At 75.2% G+C, this 19,125-nt stretch carries 18 protein-coding genes; 13 read left to right on the top strand and 5 right to left on the bottom strand.

What is annotated here, in order from left to right:
* Nucleotides 1-375 precede the first annotated feature (375 nt).
* The 3 genes from fxsA to ACGFIG_RS25380 all read left to right on the top strand — a co-directional run bounded on the left by fxsA (nucleotide 376) and on the right by ACGFIG_RS25380 (nucleotide 3,953).
* Nucleotides 376-561 (top strand): FxSxx-COOH cyclophane-containing RiPP peptide, encoded by a 186-nt coding sequence (gene fxsA / locus ACGFIG_RS25390; protein WP_393006915.1) that lies wholly within the window; start codon nucleotides 376-378, stop codon nucleotides 559-561.
* Nucleotides 562-721: 160 nt separating this feature from the next.
* Nucleotides 722-2,080, top strand: coding sequence for an FxsB family cyclophane-forming radical SAM/SPASM peptide maturase (locus ACGFIG_RS25385; protein WP_393006913.1), 1,359 nt, complete (start codon nucleotides 722-724; stop codon nucleotides 2,078-2,080).
* Between the two features lie 4 nt (nucleotides 2,081-2,084).
* Nucleotides 2,085-3,953, top strand: a complete 1,869-nt coding sequence (locus ACGFIG_RS25380; RefSeq protein WP_393006911.1) for an aKG-HExxH-type peptide beta-hydroxylase — start codon at nucleotides 2,085-2,087, stop codon at nucleotides 3,951-3,953.
* Here ACGFIG_RS25380 and fxsT read toward each other — a convergent pair.
* Together fxsT and ACGFIG_RS25370 are read right to left on the bottom strand one after the other, a co-directional pair.
* Nucleotides 3,929-7,840 carry an FxSxx-COOH system tetratricopeptide repeat protein gene (fxsT, locus tag ACGFIG_RS25375; protein ID WP_393006909.1) on the bottom strand — a complete coding sequence of 1,304 codons (3,912 nt, stop codon included), beginning with the start codon at nucleotides 7,838-7,840 and terminating at the stop codon, nucleotides 3,929-3,931. The two genes, ACGFIG_RS25380 and fxsT, sit on opposite strands and share 25 nt — an antisense overlap.
* Before the next feature lie 16 nt (nucleotides 7,841-7,856).
* A complete protein-coding gene (locus ACGFIG_RS25370; RefSeq protein ID WP_393006907.1) occupies nucleotides 7,857-9,089 on the bottom strand; it encodes a TIR-like protein FxsC in 1,233 nt (410 codons plus the stop codon).
* Between the two features lie 172 nt (nucleotides 9,090-9,261).
* On the opposite strand from ACGFIG_RS25370, the gene ACGFIG_RS25365 reads away from it, so the two are divergent.
* From ACGFIG_RS25365 to ACGFIG_RS25350, 4 genes are all read left to right on the top strand, one after another.
* Nucleotides 9,262-9,642 (top strand): ArsR/SmtB family transcription factor, encoded by a 381-nt coding sequence (locus ACGFIG_RS25365; RefSeq protein WP_393006905.1) that lies wholly within the window; start codon nucleotides 9,262-9,264, stop codon nucleotides 9,640-9,642.
* Nucleotides 9,639-10,280: an SRPBCC family protein gene (locus ACGFIG_RS25360; RefSeq protein WP_393006903.1), complete on the top strand. Its 642-nt coding sequence runs from the start codon at nucleotides 9,639-9,641 to the stop codon at nucleotides 10,278-10,280. The genes ACGFIG_RS25365 and ACGFIG_RS25360 overlap by 4 nt, the downstream gene beginning before the upstream one ends.
* 192 nt (nucleotides 10,281-10,472) lie before the next feature.
* Nucleotides 10,473-11,033: an NADAR family protein gene (locus ACGFIG_RS25355; RefSeq protein WP_393006902.1), complete on the top strand. Its 561-nt coding sequence runs from the start codon at nucleotides 10,473-10,475 to the stop codon at nucleotides 11,031-11,033.
* Between the two features lie 76 nt (nucleotides 11,034-11,109).
* Nucleotides 11,110-11,622: an NUDIX domain-containing protein gene (locus ACGFIG_RS25350; RefSeq protein WP_393006900.1), complete on the top strand. Its 513-nt coding sequence runs from the start codon at nucleotides 11,110-11,112 to the stop codon at nucleotides 11,620-11,622.
* Nucleotides 11,623-11,710: 88 nt separating this feature from the next.
* On the opposite strand, the gene ACGFIG_RS25345 is transcribed toward ACGFIG_RS25350, so the two are convergent.
* The gene (locus ACGFIG_RS25345) at nucleotides 11,711-12,250 is read right to left on the bottom strand and encodes an RNA 2'-phosphotransferase (protein ID WP_393006898.1); all 540 of its coding nucleotides are present in this window, start codon (nucleotides 12,248-12,250) and stop codon (nucleotides 11,711-11,713) included.
* Nucleotides 12,251-12,391: 141 nt separating this feature from the next.
* On the opposite strand from ACGFIG_RS25345, the gene smpB reads away from it, so the two are divergent.
* Nucleotides 12,392-12,886, top strand: a complete 495-nt coding sequence (gene smpB, locus ACGFIG_RS25340; protein ID WP_393006896.1) for an SsrA-binding protein SmpB — start codon at nucleotides 12,392-12,394, stop codon at nucleotides 12,884-12,886.
* A gap of 183 nt (nucleotides 12,887-13,069) precedes the next feature.
* On the top strand, nucleotides 13,070-13,462 hold the full coding sequence (locus ACGFIG_RS25335) for an SCO5389 family protein (protein ID WP_393006894.1): 393 nt from the start codon (nucleotides 13,070-13,072) through the stop codon (nucleotides 13,460-13,462).
* A 67-nt stretch (nucleotides 13,463-13,529) separates the two neighbouring features.
* Here ACGFIG_RS25335 and ACGFIG_RS25330 read toward each other — a convergent pair whose 3' ends face one another.
* Together ACGFIG_RS25330 and ACGFIG_RS25325 are read right to left on the bottom strand one after the other, a co-directional pair.
* A complete protein-coding gene (locus ACGFIG_RS25330) occupies nucleotides 13,530-14,702 on the bottom strand; it encodes a hypothetical protein (RefSeq protein WP_393006892.1) in 1,173 nt (390 codons plus the stop codon).
* Complete coding sequence (locus tag ACGFIG_RS25325; RefSeq protein WP_393006890.1) at nucleotides 14,594-15,715, bottom strand: transporter substrate-binding domain-containing protein; 1,122 nt, start codon at nucleotides 15,713-15,715, stop codon at nucleotides 14,594-14,596. Before ACGFIG_RS25325 ends, ACGFIG_RS25330 begins: the two co-directional genes overlap by 109 nt.
* Nucleotides 15,716-15,912: 197 nt before the next feature.
* Here ACGFIG_RS25325 and ACGFIG_RS25320 point away from each other — a divergent pair, with 197 nt between their 5' ends.
* Genes ACGFIG_RS25320 through ACGFIG_RS25305 form a run of 4 tightly spaced genes read left to right on the top strand, consistent with a single transcriptional unit; the run spans nucleotide 15,913 to nucleotide 18,993 of the window.
* Nucleotides 15,913-16,338 (top strand): molybdopterin-binding protein, encoded by a 426-nt coding sequence (locus ACGFIG_RS25320; RefSeq protein ID WP_393006888.1) that lies wholly within the window; start codon nucleotides 15,913-15,915, stop codon nucleotides 16,336-16,338.
* Nucleotides 16,335-17,129 carry a molybdate ABC transporter substrate-binding protein gene (gene modA, locus ACGFIG_RS25315; RefSeq protein ID WP_393006886.1) on the top strand — a complete coding sequence of 265 codons (795 nt, stop codon included), beginning with the start codon at nucleotides 16,335-16,337 and terminating at the stop codon, nucleotides 17,127-17,129. Before ACGFIG_RS25320 ends, modA begins: the two co-directional genes overlap by 4 nt.
* Entirely contained in the window at nucleotides 17,126-17,932 is an 807-nt protein-coding gene (locus ACGFIG_RS25310) for an ABC transporter permease (protein WP_393006884.1), read from the top strand. The genes modA and ACGFIG_RS25310 overlap by 4 nt, the downstream gene beginning before the upstream one ends.
* On the top strand, nucleotides 17,929-18,993 hold the full coding sequence (locus tag ACGFIG_RS25305) for an ABC transporter ATP-binding protein (protein ID WP_393006882.1): 1,065 nt from the start codon (nucleotides 17,929-17,931) through the stop codon (nucleotides 18,991-18,993). The genes ACGFIG_RS25310 and ACGFIG_RS25305 overlap by 4 nt, the downstream gene beginning before the upstream one ends.
* Nucleotides 18,994-19,125 lie beyond the last annotated feature (132 nt).

The raw sequence follows: 19,125 nt of genomic DNA, 5'->3' as shown, positions 1-19,125 counted from the left end.
GATCATGGACCACGGGTACGACACGGCGCTGAGTCGGGTTTGCGGACGGCGGTCGCCCGGGGGGTCGCCCCGCCCCTATGCTTCGGACACCGACGCGGACGGGAGGCGGGATGTCACCGGTCATCGCGCTCGCGGTGCGGGGCAGCGGCGGCCCCGCCGGAGCCCAGCACCCGCCGGCACGCGACGCCGGGCGGGCCGTACGCGCCGCCGGGGATCCGGGCCGCGAGCCGGGCGGCCGGTGCCGTCCCGGTGCCGTCGTCCCCCGCGCGGGTCTGCGGCGCAGGAGCGTCGCGGCCGGCTCCCGATGGTGTAGAAAAGGCGGGGTGAGCGCAGCGATGACGCGCGGCAGGGTCCACGGTCGCCGGACGGTCCACCGTGGCTGAGACCGAGCTGCCGCCCGTGGAGGCGGGACCCGCCCTGGTACGGCTGGGGGACGTGCCGCTGGCCGACCTGCTTGCCGGCGCCGGTGACAGCGTGCTGGCCCACGTGCTCGGCACCCTCGTGGTCGGCGACGAGCCGGGCCGACAGCTCGACGTGTCCGCGTTCGAGTCGAGCTTCTGACGTGTCCGCCGACGCCCCGACGTCGGCCGCGCCGCCCCGCCCTGAGCACACCCGCCCGCCGACGGGCCACGCCACTGCCGATCCCGTCGCCCCGGCGCAACCGGCCGGGCGAGAGACGGAAAGGGGCGGCCCGCGCGCCGGAGGCGGCCCGCCGCCCCGGGTGCGGCAGCTCGTGCTCAAGGTGCACAGCCGGTGCAACCTGGCGTGCGACCACTGTTACGTCTACCGGCACGCGGACCAGCGGTGGCGCGAACGACCCCGGGTGATCGCCCCGGGCACCGTGGACCAGGTCGCGCGACGCCTCGGCGCGCACCTGGCGCGGCACCGGCTCGACCGGGTACGCGTCGTGCTGCACGGCGGCGAGCCGCTGCTGGCCGGCCCGGCGGTGCTCGACCGGACCGTACGCACCCTGCGCGCGGCGCTGCCCCCGGGCGCGGTGCTCGACATCGGCATGCAGACCAACGGCGTGCTGCTGGACGAGGAGTTCCTGGCGCTGTGCCACCGGCACGACATCGACGTCGGGGTGAGCCTCGACGGTGACCGGGTCGCCAACGACCGGCACCGCCGCTACCCCGACGGGCGGGGCAGCTTCGCCGACGTGGCCGCCGCGCTGCGGCTGCTCGCCCGCCCGGAGCACCGGTCGCGCTGGGCGGGGCTGCTCTGCACGGTCGACCTGGCCAACGATCCGGTACGCGTCTACGAGGCGCTGCTCGCGTTCGCCCCGCCCCGGCTGGACCTGCTGCTGCCGCACGGTAACTGGAGCGCTCCCCCACCCGGGCGCGGGCCGGACACCGCCGAGACCCCGTACGGCGACTGGCTGGTCGCCGTCTTCGACCGCTGGTACCACAGCACGCCGCGGCGGACGGGCATCCGGTTGTTCGAGTCGCTGATCGCGTTGGTGCTCGGCGGTCGCAGCGGCACCCGGGCGCTGGGCTTCGCCGAGCCGGATCTCATGACGATCGAGACCGACGGCACCATCGAGGGCACCGACACCCTGAAGACGACCGACGACGCGTCGATGCGTACGGGGCTGGACGTCTTCCGGCACTCCTTCGACGAGGCGCTGCGTCACCCGTCGCTGGCCGGCCGGCCCACCGGTCCGGCGGCCCTGGCCGCCGAGTGCCGGGCCTGTCCGGTGCTCAGCGCCTGCGGCGGCGGCCTCTACGCGCACCGCTTCCGTGCCGGCGCGGGATTCGCGCACCCGTCCGTCTACTGCCCCGACCTCTACCGGCTGATCCGGCACGTGCAGCGGGTGGTGGCCGCCGACGTCGACGCCCTCCGCCGCCGCGCCCTGGCCGGCCACCCCGCCCCGGCCGAGCGGACCGCCCCGCCCGCCCCGGCCGAGCAGACCGCCCCGCCCGCCCCGCCCGGGCCGGCCGAGACGGGCAAGACGGCCAAGACGGCCGAGACCGCCGGGACCGCCGAGACAGCCGAGACGGCCGGGCAGTTCCTGACAGTCGAGTCGGCCGGGTCCACGCCGATGGCGGCGGGCCGTGGGGTCGGCACCCGGGGGCGGTGAGACCGTGGTGCTCTCCCCCGCCCAGTTGGCCGGGCTCGCCGCCGGGCACGGCGACGACGCGACGCTGGAGGTGCTACGCGCCGGGCAGCTGGGACGCCGGCGACTGCTCACCGTCGCCGCCGCGCGTGCCGGCGGGGACGGGCCGTCGGTGCGGGAGTGCCTCGCCCTGCTGACCCGCGCCGAGCGGGCGGACCCGGCGGCGGTCGCCCACGTCCTGGCCCATCCACCGGTCACCGGCTGGGCCACGACGGCGCTGGGTGGCCACCCCGACCCGGCCTACCTGGCCGGGCTGGCGGCCGCCGCGGCCGTCCGGGCGGGCCTGCCCTTCACGCTCGCCGTGCCCTGCCCCGAGGGCACGCTGCTGCTGCCCACGGTGGGCGGTGCGGTCGGGCTCGGCGCCGGCCTCGCGGTCGTCAGCAGCGTCGGCGGCCGGTACGACGGCCGGCCCTCGACCGGCGGCGACGCACCGCCGGGGCTGTCGGTGCGCGGGCCGGCCGGCGCCGTGCGCGTTGCGGCGAGCGGGCCGGGCGGCGGCACTCTGGCGAGCGGGCCGGGCGGCGGCACTCTGGCCAGCGGGCCGGACGGCGGCACCCCGGCGGGCGGGTGGCTGCCGACGCGCCGGGTCACCCCGGTCCGTGGCGCGCCCCCGACCGAGGTGCTCGTCGACGACCAGGACCCGTACCGGTACCGGTACCACCGGCCGCCGACGGGCCGGCTCGACGACGCGGCGGCGGACCGGCTCGACCGGCTGACCGGGCAGGCGTGGCACTGGCTGACCGACCGGCTGCCGGCGCACGCCCGGGGGCTGGCCGCGCTGCTGCGTTCGCTGGTGCCGCTCACGCCCGCGCCGTCCGGGCACCCGGTCAGCGCCACCAGCCGGACGGCGCTGGGCGCGATCGCGGTCTCCGCGCCGGACGACCCGGAGACGCTCGCGCTGCTGCTCGTGCACGAGTTGCAGCACACCAAGCTGGGCGCGCTGCTGGACCTGCTGCCGCTGCACGTCCCGGACGGGCCGGCCCGCTACCGGGCCCCCTGGCGATCGGACCCGCGCCCCGTCGGCGCGCTGCTCCAGGGCGCGTACGCCCACCTCGGGGTCGCCGAGGTGTGGCGCTGCCGGCGGCACGAGGGCGTCCGCGGCGCGTTCGAGTACGCGTACTGGCGGGAGCAGACCGCGCGGGCCGTGGCGCAGCTGGCCGGCAGCGCCGAGCTGACCGACGACGGGCGGGCCTTCGTGGCGGGCATGGCCGACACCCTGCGCGGCTGGGGGTCCGACGGCGACCGGCGGGTCGAGGCGGCGGCGCGCGACGTCGCGGACGGCGGGGCGGTGCGCTGGGCACTGGCCAACCTGCTCCCGGCCGACGGCGACGTGGCGGAGGTGGCGCACGCGTGGCGGCAGGGCCGGCGGAGGCCCCCGCCGCTCGTCCCGCCCGCCGTCGTGCCCGGCCCGGCCCGGCCCGCGTCGATCGGCGGCACCGGGCCGGAGGCGGCGGTGCGGCACCGGCTGCTGGGCAGGGCCGGCGGGACCGGTACCGGCGTCGTCCCCGGCTCGCGGCAGTCGCCGGACGCCGACGACGCCGACGACGCCGACGACGCCGACCGGGCGTACGCCGAGGGGGACGTGCCGGGTGCCCTGGCCGGGTACCGTCGTCGGCTCGCCGGGGATCCCGGGGACACCGACGCGCTGGTCGGGGCCGCGTTGGCGGCCGGGCGGCTGGGGCGTACCGCCGCCGCGCGGGTGTTGACCACCCGCCCCGACCTGGTCCGGGCGCTGTGCCACCGGCTGCCCGGGGCCGACCCGGTGGCGGTGGCCACCTGGCTCGCCGGCGGTGGCCCCGACCGGTCGACCGGTCAGAGCAGCGCGGGCTCGATGTAGCCGTTGAACCGCTCCCGCTGGCGGGCCTGGACCACCCGCGGGTTGTCGCCGCCGAACAGCTGCACCAGCTGGCCGAACGCGTCGTCGTAGAGGGCCCGGCCGGCGTCGGCCTCGCTCTCGGTGGCCAGCCGGCTGACCGCCAGGTTGACCGACGCCGACACGGTGTCCGGGTGCTCGGCGCCGAGCGCCCGGGTCAGTTCGACGTACGCGGTGGTGTCCAGGAGCAGGGCGGCGTCGCGCTCGCCGAGGGCGAACAGGTCGTTGGCGAGGTTGAGCGTGGCGAGCAGGGTGTGCGGGTGCCGCTCGCCGAGGCTGGCCAGGAGCTGGTCGCGGACCCGCTGGGCGAGATCGCGGGACTGCGCGTGCTCGCCGGCCTTGCGCAGGAACACGCCGAGGTTGTTGAGGCAGGCCAGGGTGAACGCGTGGTCGGCGCCGAGCACCTCGGCGTAGCTGTCGCGCAACTGCCTCGCCATCCGCAGCGCGGTGGGGTTGTCGCCGACCGCCGACCAGGTGGTGGCCAGCGCCATCTCGCAGGAGAGGGTGTCGGCGTGGTCGCCGCCGAGGGTGCGCTGGTAGCGCACCACGGTGCGTTCCAGCACGCGGTGCGCGTCGGCGAAGCGGCCGAGCTGGCGCAGGGTCAGCGCCAGCTCCTTGGCGGTACGCAGGGTCTCCGGGTGGTCGGGGCCGACGACCTTCTGCTGGGTCGCGGAGGTGCGTTGCAGGACGCTGTGCGAGCGCCACAGCTCCCCGGTGTCGCGCAGCCCCCGGCCGTAGTTGCTGGCCGAGGCGAGGGTGGACGGGTCCTCCTCGCCGAAGCGTTCCCGGCGCCGCTCGTAGATGTGCTGGTCGAGCTGGGCCGCCTCGCGGAAGTGCCCGGCCAGCCGCAGCGAGACGGCGAGGTTGTTCTCAGCGGTGAGGGTACGGCCGCTGTCCTCGCCGAAGCTGCGGATGCTCAGCTCCAGGGTGCGCCGGTCGCGGTGCTCGGCGTCGTGGTAGCGGCCCTGGGCGCGCAGGTCGGCCCCGATGCTGCGGGCGGTCATCAGGGTGTAGAGGTGCTGCTCGCCGAAGATCCGGCGCTGCCGGTCGTAGACGTCCTGGTCGATCTCGAAGGCCTGGTCGAAGAGGCTCTGCGCCCGCAGGACGTTGGCCAGGTGGAACCGCATCCGCAGCTTGGTCGGGTCGTCGTCGTCGGTGTCGCGCCAGTGCTCCAGCGCGTCCTCCGCCAGCGAGCGCCCGCTCTCGTAGTCCCCGCGCCGGTAGAGGTAGCGCACCGTGTCGGCGACGAGCTGGCGGGCCTCCTCGGCGGTGGACTCGTGCAGGGCCGAGGGCCGTACGTGCGGCCACAGTTCGGCGTAGCGCGGCCAGTTGGCCGGCTTGTCCGGGTCGCGGGGGCTGGCGGCGGCGAGCAGCAGCTGGGCCTGGCGGCGGGTCTCGGCCGGGTCGTCGAGCTGGTCCTTGATGACCAGTTGCACCAGCCGGTGGATGCGGATGGTGTTGTTCTCCGCGTCCACCTGGGCGAGGCCGTAGCGGCCCAGCTCGGCGGTGACCAGCCCCTGCAGGATCGGGTCGGTGAGGGTGGGGTCGAACGGGGCCATGAAGACAGCGAACCGCTCGCCGGTGAGCATCGCGACCGGGATCGGCTCGGGGGCGAAGTACGAGCACAGCTCCAGCAGGCGCGCGGCGGCGGGTTTCTCCTGCCGCAGCTGGCGCAGGGTCACCAGCCAGGTCGCGGCGAGCGCCTTGGAGTAGCCGGCCGACTGCCGGCCGTCGAGGATGCGCAGCAGGCCGGGGGTGTCCAGCGACGCGAGGTACTGCTCCACCGGCAGCGCCGTGGCCCGCAGGTAGGCGGCGCCCTGCTCGACCGCCAACGGCAGGTCGCCGAGCTTCTCCGCGACCTGGGTCGCCTCGTCCTCGGTGAGCCCCCGGACGCGTTCGCGCAGCAGTTGGAGGCTCTCCGTGCGGTCGAAGACCGTCAGCTCGGTGGCGGTGGCGTACTCGCTCCAGGTCTGGTCGCGGGTGGTGAGCACGACGTGCCCCGGGCCCTGCGGGATCAGCGCCCGGGTGGCGCGGGACGGCTCGTCGGCGTTGTCCATGACGATCAGCCAGCGTCGGCCGGGGCCGCCCCGGCGCAGCGCGTCGAGCACCCGCCGGACCGCCTCGGCGCCGCCGCCGGCGCCGAGCCCCAGCGCGTCGGCGAGGTCGGCGAGCCCGCCCCGGATCCGCTCCTCGTTGTCGGCGGGGATCCACCAGACCACGTCGTAGTCGCGGGCGAAGCGGAGCGCGTACTCGGCGGCGAGCTGGGTCTTGCCGACGCCGCCCAGACCGTGGACCACCTGTAGTCCGGAGGCGGGCGAGGCGGTGAGCCGGTCGCGCAGCGCCTCCAGCTGCGCGGCCCGCCCGACGAAGGTGGTGCCGTGCGGGCGCACGTTCCACACTGCGGGGAACGATCCGGGATATCTGCCGACGGCCCGGCCGCTCACCGTGTGCGCGGGTGCGCCGACCTCCTCGAGCAGCAGGGCCCGGGCGGTGCCGGCGTCGGCGTCGGTGAGGTCGACCGGCGTACGGTCGGTGTAGGGCAGGGCGAGCCGGGACTCGTCGACCCGCAGCGGCACCAGGACGCCGGCACCGGCGATCTGGTCCCGGCTGGCGGCGACCTTCCATGCCTCGGCGGCCAGTGGGGTGGCCGCGAAGTGTCGGGTCAGCACCACCAGCACCCGGCTGGCGGCGGCGAGCGCGCGGTCGAACTCGGCCCGGCCACCCGCCCGGACGGGTACGTCGACCGCGCGCCGGTCCACCCGCAGGCCCGCTTCCTCCAGCTGGTCGCTGATCCATTCCGCCCAGAGCCGGTCCATCGAGGCGTAGCCGACCAGCACGGTCTGCTCGGCGGTGAGCCGGGAACGTTCGAACGCGGTCAGCGACCGGCGGCGTTCCTCCTCCGGCATCGGCTCCAGCCGGGTGACCCGGCCGCCGGTCACCACCGAGGCGAGCTGCTCGTACGCCGCGAGCAGGGTGCCGGTCTGCTCGGGGCGGTCGCCGAACGCGGCGAGGATCTCCTCGTAGGCGTAGAAGGTGCGGTACGGCACCTCGATGGTGTTCCAGTAGCGTGTCCGCGCGGCGTCGGAGAGGTGGTCGAGGAAGGACGCGAACTCCGCCCGCACCAGGTCCCGGCCGGTCTCCAGCTTGCGCAGCTCGGCGTCCTCGACCCGGGTCGGCACCGGCACCAGCAGCGGTGGGTCGTCGGGGCGCTGGGCGCGGATCGAACGGGCCACGGCCGCCGCGCCCCGGATGCTCTGCGTCGACATGGTGAAGCAGTTGACGACGGTGTCGGGCAGCTGCACGGTGCAGATCCCGGCGACGTCGCTCAGGCCCGTCCGGCTGTCGATGAGCACGATGTCGTACTCGGCGCGCATCTGGGCGCGGACCGCGTCGAAGAAGGCCGCCCCGCCCTGGCGTTCGTAGAAGTTCGACCAGTCGAAGGTGCTCACCAGCCGCGAGTACGCCGAGTCCTGCTGGCCGGCCGCCACGAAGTCGATCACGCCGCCGTGCGGGAACTCCCAGTTCAGCGAGACGGCCCGGCGCTGGATCTTGGCGTGCCCGGCGAGCAGCTCCTCCTGGTCGTCGGCGGGGTTGCGCTGCATGGTGGCCATCGAGTAATCCCAGATCATCTCGATGACGCCGGGGGTGGCCCGCAGCTCGGAGTCGCGCAGGAACGGGTGGAAGTAGCGGTGCAGGCCGGGCGATTCCAGGTCCCAGTCCACCACGAGGACCTGGAGACCCTGGCTGGCCAGGATCCAGGCGACGTTGGCCAGCGCCATCGTGCGTCCCGTGCCGCCCTTGTACGAGTAGAACGTGACGATCTGCCCACGTGCCGCGTCGTTCACCGCCATCGGCTGCCCGCCTCCATCATGGACCTTCGAGGATCGGGCGGTGCACCGGGCCGTCCGACGGCGGCTCCTGGTAGACCGTGCCCGTACGGTAGATGCGGCTCTGCGCCACGACCAGCGCGTCCTCGAGCTCGGCGTGGAAGCGGCCGGCGGTGGCGATCTCCGGTCGCCACATGGCGGGATCGTTGCGCACGACGTGGTGCGACAGGACGCGGGCCAGGGTCTCCCACATCCGTTGGTTGCCGTCGGCCGCCGCGTCGTCGACGGCCGTCCAGGGCACCAGCACGGGGGTGGTGGTGTCGGGGTCGCGGTCGTAGCCGACGAGGGTCAGCTCGTAACGCGGCAGGCCGGCCGACCAGACGTCCACCACGAGCACGACGATCTGGTTGTGCGCCCGGGCCCACTCCCGCACCTCGGCGAGGTCGGCGGCGTCCTCCACCGTCCAGCCGTAGCTCTTGGTGGTGGCGATGGCCCCGGCGTAGCTGCCGATCGGCGCCTCCAGCTCGGGGCGGTACGGCCGCCAGTCCCGGGCCAGCGCGCCGTAGCGCTCGTCGGCTCCCGGGTGGGTGTCGGCCAGCTCCGCCGAGCTGCCGGCGGCCAGGACGAACCAGACGTGCCGGGCGCTGGTCGCACGGGGCACCCGGGCAGGGGACGACCCGGCCGCCGGCCGCCGGCGCGGTGTCTCGAAGGCGCTGGTGACGTTGGCGAGCACCGGACGCCGGGTGAGGCGGGCGAGGCGGTGGTCGCGGTCGGTCTGCACGATGTGCTTGGCCAGCGCGTCGACGAAGTCCTGGTATTCGTCGTGGTGCCGGCGGCGCTGCTTGAGGGTGAGCAGCCCGTCCTGGGCGTACACCGCGCCGGCCGGAAAGTTCTTGTGCTGGAAGCCGGTCAGCGCCTCGGGCATGCGGTCGCAGGGAACCCAGCGGATCGGCAGCACCGCGGGGGGACGGCGGCGGAACTCCCGCTCGTGGGCGTCCATCCGGTCGGCGAAGACCCGGAACTCGCGTCCACAGTAGTCGCTCACGACGTAGCGGGGAGAGGTCAGCGCCACCAGGCAGGAGCTGGTGGCGAGCGCGTCGGCGAGCTCGTGCGACCAGGTCGCGCCGAGCGGCATCTGCCCGTCGACGAACCCCACCTCGTCCCACCCCACGCCGGCCAGCCGGGCCACCGCGTCGCTGAGGTCGACGAAGAACTCCTGCACCTGGCCGTTGCGGTTGTCCTCATGGGCGTAGCTCAGGAAGAAGAGTGGCACGCCCGCCTCCGCTCACGGGTCCCACGATGGTACGGAAATTATAGGTCCGTCGATGCCAGGGTAGCCCTGTGCGATCTTCGCGCGGACCCCGCGAAGAGTCGTATCCCCGACGGTTCCGCGCGACACCCCATCACTGATTGCTTAAATAAGTTTGGCCTGATACAAAGAGGCCGTGCACGCCTTCGACGTCCTCGGCGACCCGGTGCGGCGCCGCATCCTCGAACTGCTCACCGACGGCGAGATGACCGCCGGCGGGCTGTGCGACGTGATCCGGCGGGAGTTCGGGATCTCGCAGCCGGCCGTCTCCCAGCACCTCAAGGTGCTGCGGGACAACGGCTTCGCCACCGTGCGGGCGGAGGGGACGCGGCGCCTCTACGCCGTCGACACCCGGCCACTGCGGGAGATCGACCGCTGGCTCGAGAACTTCCGGCGGTTCTGGACGCCACCCCTGCACGCTCTCGCCACCGAGCTGGCCCGAGGCAGGCGCGAACGGCGGCTGCGCGAACAGCCGCCCCCGACCGACGACACGACCGAACACGGGAGAGACCGATGATCGACGCGACCGAGCAGATCAACGCCGTACGCCGCCAGCTCGGCCGGCGGGTGCTGGAGGCCGGCGAGGCCCGGGTGATGACCATCAGCCAGACGTACGACGCGCCGCTCGAGGACGTCTGGGACGCCTGCACCAACGCCGAACGCATCCCCCGCTGGTTCATGCCCATCTCCGGCGACCTGCGGCTGCACGGCCGTTACCAGTTGGAGGGCAACGCCGGCGGCACGGTGGAGCGCTGCGACCCGCCGAAGAGCTTCGCCGCCACCTGGGAGTTCGGCGGCGAGGTGAGCTGGATCGAGGTGCGGCTGACGCCGGTCGAGGACGGCCGGACCCGGTTCGAGCTGGAGCACGTCGCCCACGTCGACCAGGAGCGCTGGGACCAGTTCGGTCCGGGCGCGCTCGGGGTCGGCTGGGACCTGGGACTGCTCGGGCTGGCCTCGCACCTCGCCGCCGACGGCAGCGGGGTCACGCCGGAGGAGAGCGAGGCCTGGATGGTCTCCGAGCAGGGCCGGCGGTTCGTGACGGAGAGCAGCGAGCGGTGGGGCGAGGCGAGCGTCGCCGACGGCACCGACGCCGGGCAGGCGCAGGCCGCCGCGGGTCGCACCACGGCCTTCTACACGGGTACGCCGGCGGCCTGACCACGCCGGCACGCCGGCGGCCTGACCACGCCGGCACGGCGGCGCCCGCGAGCCGGGCCCGACGCTGCGCCACGCGTCGGCCCGGTGCCGGTCGGGGAGCCGCGCGGGTTCCGCCGTGGGCCGGCAGGCGGCGCCGGCCCCGCCCCGGAAATCGCGCGCGTTCCGTCGGACCCCTCGGGCAGACTCGCCCGCATGTCGCCCCGCACCGTCGCCGAACTCGTCGCCGCCGTCAACGCCGGCGAGGAGGTCCGCTACCTGCACTTCTGGGGTCACCGACCCCAGCGCGACGGCAGCGTCGGGCCCGGCTGCCTGAGCCAGTGGTGGCCCGCCCCGTTCAGCGACGGCGAGCGGACGTACGCCACCGCCGAGCACTGGATGATGTGGCACAAGGCGATGCTGTTCGGCGACACGACGGTCGCCGCACGGATTCTGGCGGCCGGGCATCCTGACCGCGCGAAGTCGCTCGGCCGCCAGGTGCGCGGCTTCGACCAGGCGACGTGGGAGACCCGGCGCCTCGACATCGTGGTGGCGGGCAGCGTCGCCAAGTTCGGTCAGCACGACGACCTGCGGGCGTTCCTGCTCGGCACCGGTGACCGGGTGCTCGTGGAGGCGAGCCCGCTCGACCGCGTCTGGGGCATCGGCCTGGCCGCCGACGACCCGCGCGCGGAGGATCCGGCGCGCTGGCAGGGGGACAACCTGCTCGGGTTCGCCCTCATGACGGCCCGCGACACCCTGCGCGCGGGCCACCCGTGAGCGCCGGTCCCGCCACCCGGGCGGCAGGGGCGGCAGGTCGCGGCGGCCCCGGGCGGGCGGGGTAACGTGCTGCGGCATGACCGCCGTGGCGTACTCCCACTGCTCCTTCTGCGGCGCCGCCTACCCGGCGGCGGCCGGTTGGCCGCGGGTCTGCGCGGCCTGCGGTGAGACGGTCTGGCGCAACCCGCTGCCCGTCGCGGTGGCGGTGCTGCCGGTCCGCACGGCCCGGGGGCTCGGCGTGGTCGTCGTACGCCGCGACATCGAGCCGGCGCGCGGGCGGCTCGCGCTGCCGGGCGGCTTCATCGAGTACGGCGAGGAGTGGCAGGAGGCGCTGGTGCGGGAGCTGCGGGAGGAGACGGGCCTGCACGCCGACGCCGCCGACGCCCGCCTCCTGTCGGTCTACGGCGCCCCGGCCGGCGGCACGATGATGGTCTTCGGCGAGCTGCCCGAACGGCACGCCGACGCGCTGCCCGCGTCGGCGCCGACCGAGGAGGCCACCGAGTGGCTGGTGCTCACCGAGCCGACGGAGCTGGCCTTCTCCACCCACACCCGGGTGCTCACCGAGTTCCTCGCCCGACGCGCGGGCTGAGCCGCACGCCGAGCGCGCAAGCCGGAGTGAGCCGCACGCCGAGCGCGCAAGCCGGGTTGCGCCGGACGCCGAGGCGGGAGCCGGACGCTCAGCCCGCCAGGTAGCGGGCGGGTACCGCGTCGGTGAGCCAGACCCCGTTGGCGCTGCGATAGAAGGTGTGCCCGTCGCGGGCCATCGCCGCCGCGTCCACGGTCAGCACCACCAGCTCGCCCGCCCGCCGGGCGCCCACCCGCCGGGCGGTCGCCTCGTCCGGCGACAGGTGCACGTGGTGCCGGCCGGCCCGGTGCAGGCCGGTCGCCCGGATCGAGTCGAGCACGAGGCGGCTGGTGCCGTGGTAGAGCCGTGCCGGCGGCGGGCTGGGCGCCAGCCCCAGCTCGACCGGGATCGAGTGCCCCTGGCTGGCACGGATCCGTTCGCCGCCGTCGGCCCCGCGTTCCACGGCGAAGCGCTGCTTGTCGTTGCCGGCCACCACGGCGTCCAGGTCGGTGCGGTCGATCCGCATCGCGGCGAGCAGGTCGTCGACCGGCACCCAGCCCGCCCGGTCGGGTGCGAGGCCGAAGCGGGCCGGCTCGTGCCGCAACGCCAGGGAGATCCGCTTGCTCAGCCGCACCAGCGCCCGGTGATCCATCCGGGGAGTCTCCCCCGCCGGACCCGGCCGGCGCCATCGGATTCGGCCGGGCGTCGGCCCGCGATGCCGCCGCCCGCGTACGCCTTGCGTGAGGCGGCTCTCCACACGGGTCGCCGACCGGCGGGCGATATCCTCGACCGGGTGAACACGGCCCGGCAGACGGAGCGCAGGCTGATCGCCTCGAACAAGAAGGCGCGGCACGACTACACGATCCTCAAGACCTACGAGGCGGGGATCGTGCTGGCCGGCACCGAGGTCAAGTCGCTGCGCGAGGGCCGGGCGTCGTTGGTCGACGCCTTCGCCCAGGAGCGCGACGGCGAGCTGATGCTCTACGGGCTGCACATCGCCGAGTATGGCTTCGGCAGCTGGACGAACCACGCGCCCCGACGCACCCGCAAGCTGCTGCTGCGTCGGGTGGAGATCGCCCGGATCCTGGAGCGGACCCGCGAGGGCGGCCTGGCCCTGGTGCCCCTGTCGATGTACTTCTCGGGCGGCTGGGCGAAGGTCGAGCTGGCCCTGGCCAAGGGCCGCAAGTCGTACGACAAGCGGCAGGCGCTGGCCGAGCGGGACGCCGAACGGGAGATCGCCCGGGAGCTGGGCCGCCACCTCAAGGGCCGCACTGCGCGGCGGGGCTGACCCCGGCCCTTCCCGACGTTCCCACACACCGACCCGGACCGGCGGGCCGGTCGCGCCCAACCGCCGTCACGGTGGGTCGGCGCGGCACGCCGGACGGTCATTGACGCGACAGCGCCCTCGTGGTGTGCTCACTCGGTCCGGTAATGAAAACCGTAGTCATTACCACTGAGCTTGAGGAGAACCATGTCTCTCACCGTCCCGCCCGCCCTGCTCGACGCCGCCGAGCGCGGTCCCATCGACGACGCCGAGTTCGTCGCCTGCGTCCGCGACTCGCTGCCGTACGCCTGGCAGACCGTCAGCCGCGTGGCCGCCGAACTGGCGTCGACCGGCGCGGAGCACGCCGACAACGTGATCCCGCCGCCCAGCGAGGCCGAACGCGGCCAGTTGCTGCGCGCGCTCGCCAGCGACGCCATCCGGGCCGGCCTGGAACGGCACTTCCAGGTCAAGCTCGCCTTCCAGAACTGCCACCGGGTCGCCGCGTTCCGCCCGGCGGCCGTCGACTCCGACGCGTACCGGCGCTTCGTCTCCGCCCGTGGTCAGCTGCTCAACCAGTCCCCCGAGCTGCGCAACTGCTGACCCGCGGGACGCGGCCGGCGGGCGGGGCGGGGTGTCGACGGCCCGCGCCGCCCGCCGGGCGCTCGCGTCAGCGGGCGCCCGGCGACGCCGGCGCAGAGGCACCGGCGGGCCCGGACGACGGCGGCACGGGCGCGTCGGCGGGCCCCGACGGCGGCGGCACGGGCGCGTCGGCGGGCCCCGCGACCGGCGCCCGGCCCAGGCAGCGCGGGTCCGCCCGCCCTACCGGCTGTCGGGGGATCATCCAGTCCAGCGCCGTCTCCTCGACATGCCAGCCGTACACGTGCACCCGGCTGACCGGAATCCGTCCCGGGTCGGGGCAGAGCAGCTGCCCGCGTACCTGGTCGTTGGGGAGGAAACGCACCTCGCCCCGCCCGTCGAGCACGATCGTCATCCGGTCGGTCACGGTGACCGCCTCGCCGCGGACCACCTCCCGGACCGGGCCCGCCTCCGGGCCGACCTCGACGGCCACGGCGGGCAGCAGCGGCACCCGCAGGAAGACCGCGCCCATCACCAGCGGTACCGCCGCGGACACCGCGTAGGCGAGGACGCGGGTCAGCGCCGGGGCGACCGGACGCGGCAGCGGCCCGGTGAGCACCAGGGCTCCCAGCGGCGGCACGACCAGCAGCAGGGCGGTGGCCAGCTCGCCCTCGCCGAGGGCGTTCGGCACGGCGGGCGCCAGCCAGGCGTAGCTGGCGGCCGCCGCCAGGACCGGCAGCACCAGGGCGGTGAGCAGGAGCAGGCGGGGGCGCTCCGGATGGCGCAGCCGGGTCCGCAGCGCCAACAGCGACAGGGCGAGCATCACCAGCAGCGGCAGGAACCGCAGCTGCCAGGTGAGCGCCGCCAGCGCGATCGCCGCCACCAGCACCCAGCCGGGGGTACGCACGGTGCCGTAGGCGAGCAGCGAGCGTTCCGGGTCGAACCGGTCAGGGGCGCTGACCTGGAGCAGCCGGCCGAGGACGGCCAGCACCAGCACGACGAGCGGGAACGCCCACACCAGGGCGATCAGCAGGGCACTGAGCAGCCCCAGCGGGCTGACGTACTGCACGAGCAGCAGCATCGTCGGCATGTCCTGGCGACTGAGCCGCCAGAGCCGCAGCACCAACAGCAGCACCGGGAACGCCGGCAGCAGCGTCAACAGCCACTGCTGCGCCTGTTGCGCCTGCTTGGTGCCCGGGCGACGGTCGGCGCGCCCGAACGGGGCCGGTTCGGAGAAGGCAGGGCCCACCTCTGCCACGGCCACTGCCGCACCTCCACCTTCTCCTCGGGCTCCGGCTGCCGGCCGACCGCCACCTGCTGGGGGTTGCTGTACTGCTGCTCCGAGGCCAGGTAGCGGTCGAAGGCCGCCTTCCAGCGGTCGCCGTCCGGGCCCTTCGCGGACTGCTGAAGGGAGAGGTTGACCAGGTCCCGCATCTCCGGTATCGGGCCGGTGTTCACGCCCCACTTCTCCGCCGACTCCGCCCCGATGTCCCAGTGCCGCAGCTCCTTCGGCCGCAGCAGCTTCGTCGCCGGCGGCAGCTCGCCGGGCGGGCGCGGGCCCACGAAGCCGGCCAGGATCGCCGCGTCGGTGGTGACCGCGTCCACCTCCTTGTCGTAGAGCGCCTGGATGCACTCGCTGATCCGGTTGCGGCCGATCGGGCTCGCGCCCGCCTCGCGCAGGCGCTGCTCCGAGGTGGACGTACCCAGCGTGCAGACCTTCGCCCGCTCTAGGTCGCGCAGGCTGGCGACCTTGCGGGGGTCGGACGCGAGCGTCAGCACCGACTGCTCGGTCTCCAGGTAGGGAAAGGAGAAGACCACGCCCTGGTCGCGGCGCTGGTCGGTGATGCTGTACGAGGCGACCACCAGGTCGACGGTGACGAAGCTGCCGTCCGCGTCGCGCGCCTGCCGGCGCGCCCGGTCCTCGCTCTCGATCGACAGCAGCGTCACCTCAGGAGCGTCGAAGCCGAGGTCCTCGGCGATCATGTACGCGATCTCGATGTCGAAACCCTCGAACGCGCCGTTCTCCAACTTCTGCGCCACGCCCGGCTGGTCGTCCTTGACGCCGATGACCAGCCTGTCCCGGTTGGTCAGCCCCGCCCGCTCGCGCAGCTCGTCCCAGGTGGGCGGGCCGGTCGCCACGATCACGCGTACGGTGGCCGCCACGACCACCACCAGCAGGAGCAGCAGGGCCGCCAGGCGCACCTGCCGGGACCTGGACGCGCGGGCGGCAGCCACCGGCGGCGGCGAGGTGCTGCTGGACTCGTCGCCCTGACCCAACTCGGCCCTCCTCGACGCCGTCCCCCGTACGAGCCCTTCATTGTGGTCCAATCCGCCGCGCGGCGACAGCACCCGGTGACGATCGCGTCACGGCTCGTGTGTGGCCGCGTACACGAGGCTCGACAGTCTTGAGTGGTCGCAGAATCGGGGCTGACACGGCTTTCTGCCTTGCGTCTGCCGGCCGCTAGGGTGAACCGGTGACGACGTTCCGCATCGGGGAGGCCGCCGAGCTGCTCGGCGTCAGCGCCGACACCGTACGCCGGTGGGTGGACGCCGGGCGGCTCGCCGCCGGCCGCGACACACACGGCCACCGGACGATCGACGGGGTCGACCTCGCCGCGTTCGCGCGCGGTCAGGCCGCCGAGCCGGACGACCGGTCGGACGCCTCCTCGGCCCGCAACCGGCTGCGCGGCATCGTGGTCAACGTCGTCAAGGACACCGTGATGGCGCAGGTGGACATCCAGGCCGGCCCGTTCCGGATCGTGTCGCTGATGAGCCGGGAGGCGGTCGACGAGTTGGACCTCCGGGTCGGTTCGCTGGCCGTCGCGGTGATCAAGTCGACCACGGTGGTGGTGGAACGGGCCGCGCCGTCGGGCAACGCCCGGGGGAGGCAGGGATCGTGAGTCCGCAGCGACCGCGTCGGTGGCCGGCGCTGGTGGTGGCGCTGACGCTGGCCCTTTCCGGCGTGGCCGGCTGCGACGGCGGGAGCGCCGCCGGTGGCGGCGGGTCGGCGGATGGCGGCGGCACCCTGACCGTCTTCGCCGCGGCCTCGCTGACGGAGTCGTTCACCCGGCTCGGCCGCGACTTCGAGGCGGCCCACCCGGGCACCACCGTCGTCTTCAACTTCGCCGGCAGCGCGACGTTGGCCGCCCAGATCAACCAGGGCGCGCCGGCCGACGTGTTCGCCTCGGCGGCGACGCGGAACATGGCCACGGTCACCGGGGCGGGCAACGCCGACGGCGACCCGGCGCTCTTCGCCCGCAACCAGCTCGTCGTCGCCGTGCCGAAGGGCAACCCGGGGGGCGTCGCCGGGCTGGCCGACCTGACCCGGCCGGGCGTGAAGGTCGCCCTCTGCGCGGAGCAGGTGCCCTGCGGCGCGGCGGCCCGCACCGCGCTCGCCGCCGCCTCGCTCGCCCTCACTCCGGTCACCCTGGAGCAGGACGTCCGGGGCGCGCTGTCCAAGGTGCGCCTCGGCGAGGTCGACGCGGCCCTCGTCTACCGTACGGACGCGCTGGCCGCCACGGCCGAGGTGACGGCCGTCGAGTTCCCCGAGTCCGCCCACGCCGTCAACGACTACCCCATCGTCGTGCTGCGCGACGCGCCGAATCCCGACGGCGCGCGGGCCTTCGTCGCGTACGTCCGATCGGAGCGGGGACGCGCGGTGCTCACCGAGGCGGGGTTCCAGGTCCCGTGACGCGTACCCGGTCCGGGCGGCGGGGCGCCGGGGTGCCCGTCGCGCTGCTGCTGCCGGCCGCGCTGGGCCTGGCCTTCCTCGTCCTGCCGCTGGTCGGGCTGCTGGCCCGTACGCCGTGGGCCGACCTGCCGCAGCGGCTCGCCGCGCCGGGCGTGCTCACCGCGCTGCGGCTGTCCCTGGTGACCGCCACCCTGGCCACGCTGCTCTGCCTGCTGCTCGGGGTGCCGCTGGCCTGGCTGCTGGCCCGCGTCGAGTTCCCCGGTCGGCGCCTGGTACGCGCCCTCGTCACCGTGCCGCTGGTCCTGCCGCCCGTCGTCGGCGGGGTGGCGCTGCTGCTGGTGTTCGGGCGGCGGGGCCTGCTCGGCGGCTGGCTCGACGCGACCTTCGGCATCAGCCTGCCGTTCACCACCGCCGGCGTGGTGCTGGCGGAGGCGTTCGTGGCGATGCCGTTCCTCGTGATCGCCGTGGAGGGGGCGCTGCGCGGCTCCGACGGCCGGTACGAGGAGGCGGCGGCCACCCTCGGCGCGGGTCGCTGGACGACGTTCACCCACGTCACCCTGCCCCTGGTGGCGCCCGGTCTGGCGGCCGGCGCGGTGCTGTGCTGGGCGCGGGCGCTCGGCGAGTTCGGCGCCACCATCACCTTCGCCGGCAACTATCCGGGGCGTACGCAGACCATGCCGCTGGCGGTCTACCTGGCGTTGGAGACGGACGTGCAGGCGGCAGTCGTGCTCAGCCTCGTCCTGCTCGTCGTCTCGGTGGCCATCCTCGCCGGGCTGCGCGACCGCTGGATCACCAGCCCGTGAACGCGCCGCTGCTCGACGCGCACCTCGTGGTGGACCGGGACGGCTTCCGCCTCGACGTGCCGCTGCGGGTCGCCGCCGGCGAGGTGGTCGCGCTGCTCGGCCCCAACGGGGCGGGCAAGACCACGGCGCTGCGCGCGCTCGCCGGCCTGCTCCCGCTGAGCGCCGGGCACCTCACCCTCGACGGCGTCGACCTGGACCGGCCGGAGGGCCGGGCATGGACGCCGACCGAGCGCCGGCCGATCGGCGTGGTCTTCCAGGACTACCTGCTCTTCCCTCACCTCAGCGCGCTGGAGAACGTGGCGTTCGGCCCTCGGCGGCGGGGCGCGGACCGGCGTGGCGCCCGTCGGCGGGCCCACGACTGGCTGGACCGGGTGGGCCTGGCCGAGCACGCCCACCGCCGGCCCCGACAACTCTCGGGTGGGCAGGCGCAGCGGGTCGCGCTGGCCCGCGCGCTCGCCGTCGAGCCGGCGCTGCTGCTGCTGGACGAGCCGCTCGCCGCGCTCGACGCGCGCACCCGGCTGGACACCCGGGCCGAGCTGCACCGGCACCTCGCCGCGCATCCGGGGGCCACCCTGCTGGTCACCCACGATCCGCTGGACGCGCTGGTGCTGGCCGACCGGCTCGTGGTCGTCGAGGAGGGCCGGGTGGTGCAGGAGGGCGACGCCGCGACCGTCACGGCGCGGCCACGCACCGACTACGTGGCGCGGCTCGTGGGGCTGAACCTGCACCGGGGACACGCCGACGGGCACCGGATACGGGTCGCCGACGGGCTGACCCTCACCGTCGCCGACCGGCTCGACGGGGAGGCCTTCGTCGCCTTCCGGCCGTCGGCGGTGGCCCTGCATCCCGCCCGCCCCGAGGGCAGCCCGCGCAACACCTGGGCGGCGACGGTGGCCGGCGTGCAGCGACACGGCGACAACCTGCGGGTGCGGCTCGACGGGCCGATCGGGGTGGCGGCGGACGTCACCCCGGCCGCCGCCGCCCAGCTACGCCTGGCCCCCGGCCAGCCGGTCTGGGCCGCAGTCAAGGCGGCGGAGACGCACGCCTACCCCGCCGGCTGACGCCGCCGCTGCCTTGCGGCCGGCACCGACGCACGGCTGGGGTGGGAACGCGGGACGCCAAACGGTGCCGGTGCCCGCCGAGGAGATCGGCGCGCGGGGCGCGGAAGGCGGGCAGCTCGTGCACGGCCGGAC

Origin of the sequence: Micromonospora sp. NPDC049048 (assembly GCF_043197615.1) — a bacterium.
Classification (GTDB): Bacteria; Actinomycetota; Actinomycetes; order Mycobacteriales; family Micromonosporaceae; genus Micromonospora.
The sequence above is the reverse complement of the archived record's forward strand: the minus strand, read 5'-3'. Positions and strand labels throughout refer to the sequence as shown.

Bases quoted from the DNA above. Each gene is read 5' to 3' on its own strand.
- fxsT (WP_393006909.1), bottom strand. From the start codon at position 7,840: ATGGCGGTGAACGACGCGGCACGTGGGCAGATCGTCACGTTCTACTCG.
- ACGFIG_RS25360 (WP_393006903.1), top strand. From the start codon at position 9,639: ATGATCGACGCGACCGAGCAGATCAACGCCGTACGCCGCCAGCTCGGC.
- ACGFIG_RS25355 (WP_393006902.1), top strand. From the start codon at position 10,473: ATGTCGCCCCGCACCGTCGCCGAACTCGTCGCCGCCGTCAACGCCGGC.
- ACGFIG_RS25350 (WP_393006900.1), top strand. From the start codon at position 11,110: ATGACCGCCGTGGCGTACTCCCACTGCTCCTTCTGCGGCGCCGCCTAC.
- ACGFIG_RS25345 (WP_393006898.1), bottom strand. From the start codon at position 12,250: ATGGATCACCGGGCGCTGGTGCGGCTGAGCAAGCGGATCTCCCTGGCG.
- ACGFIG_RS25335 (WP_393006894.1), top strand. From the start codon at position 13,070: ATGTCTCTCACCGTCCCGCCCGCCCTGCTCGACGCCGCCGAGCGCGGT.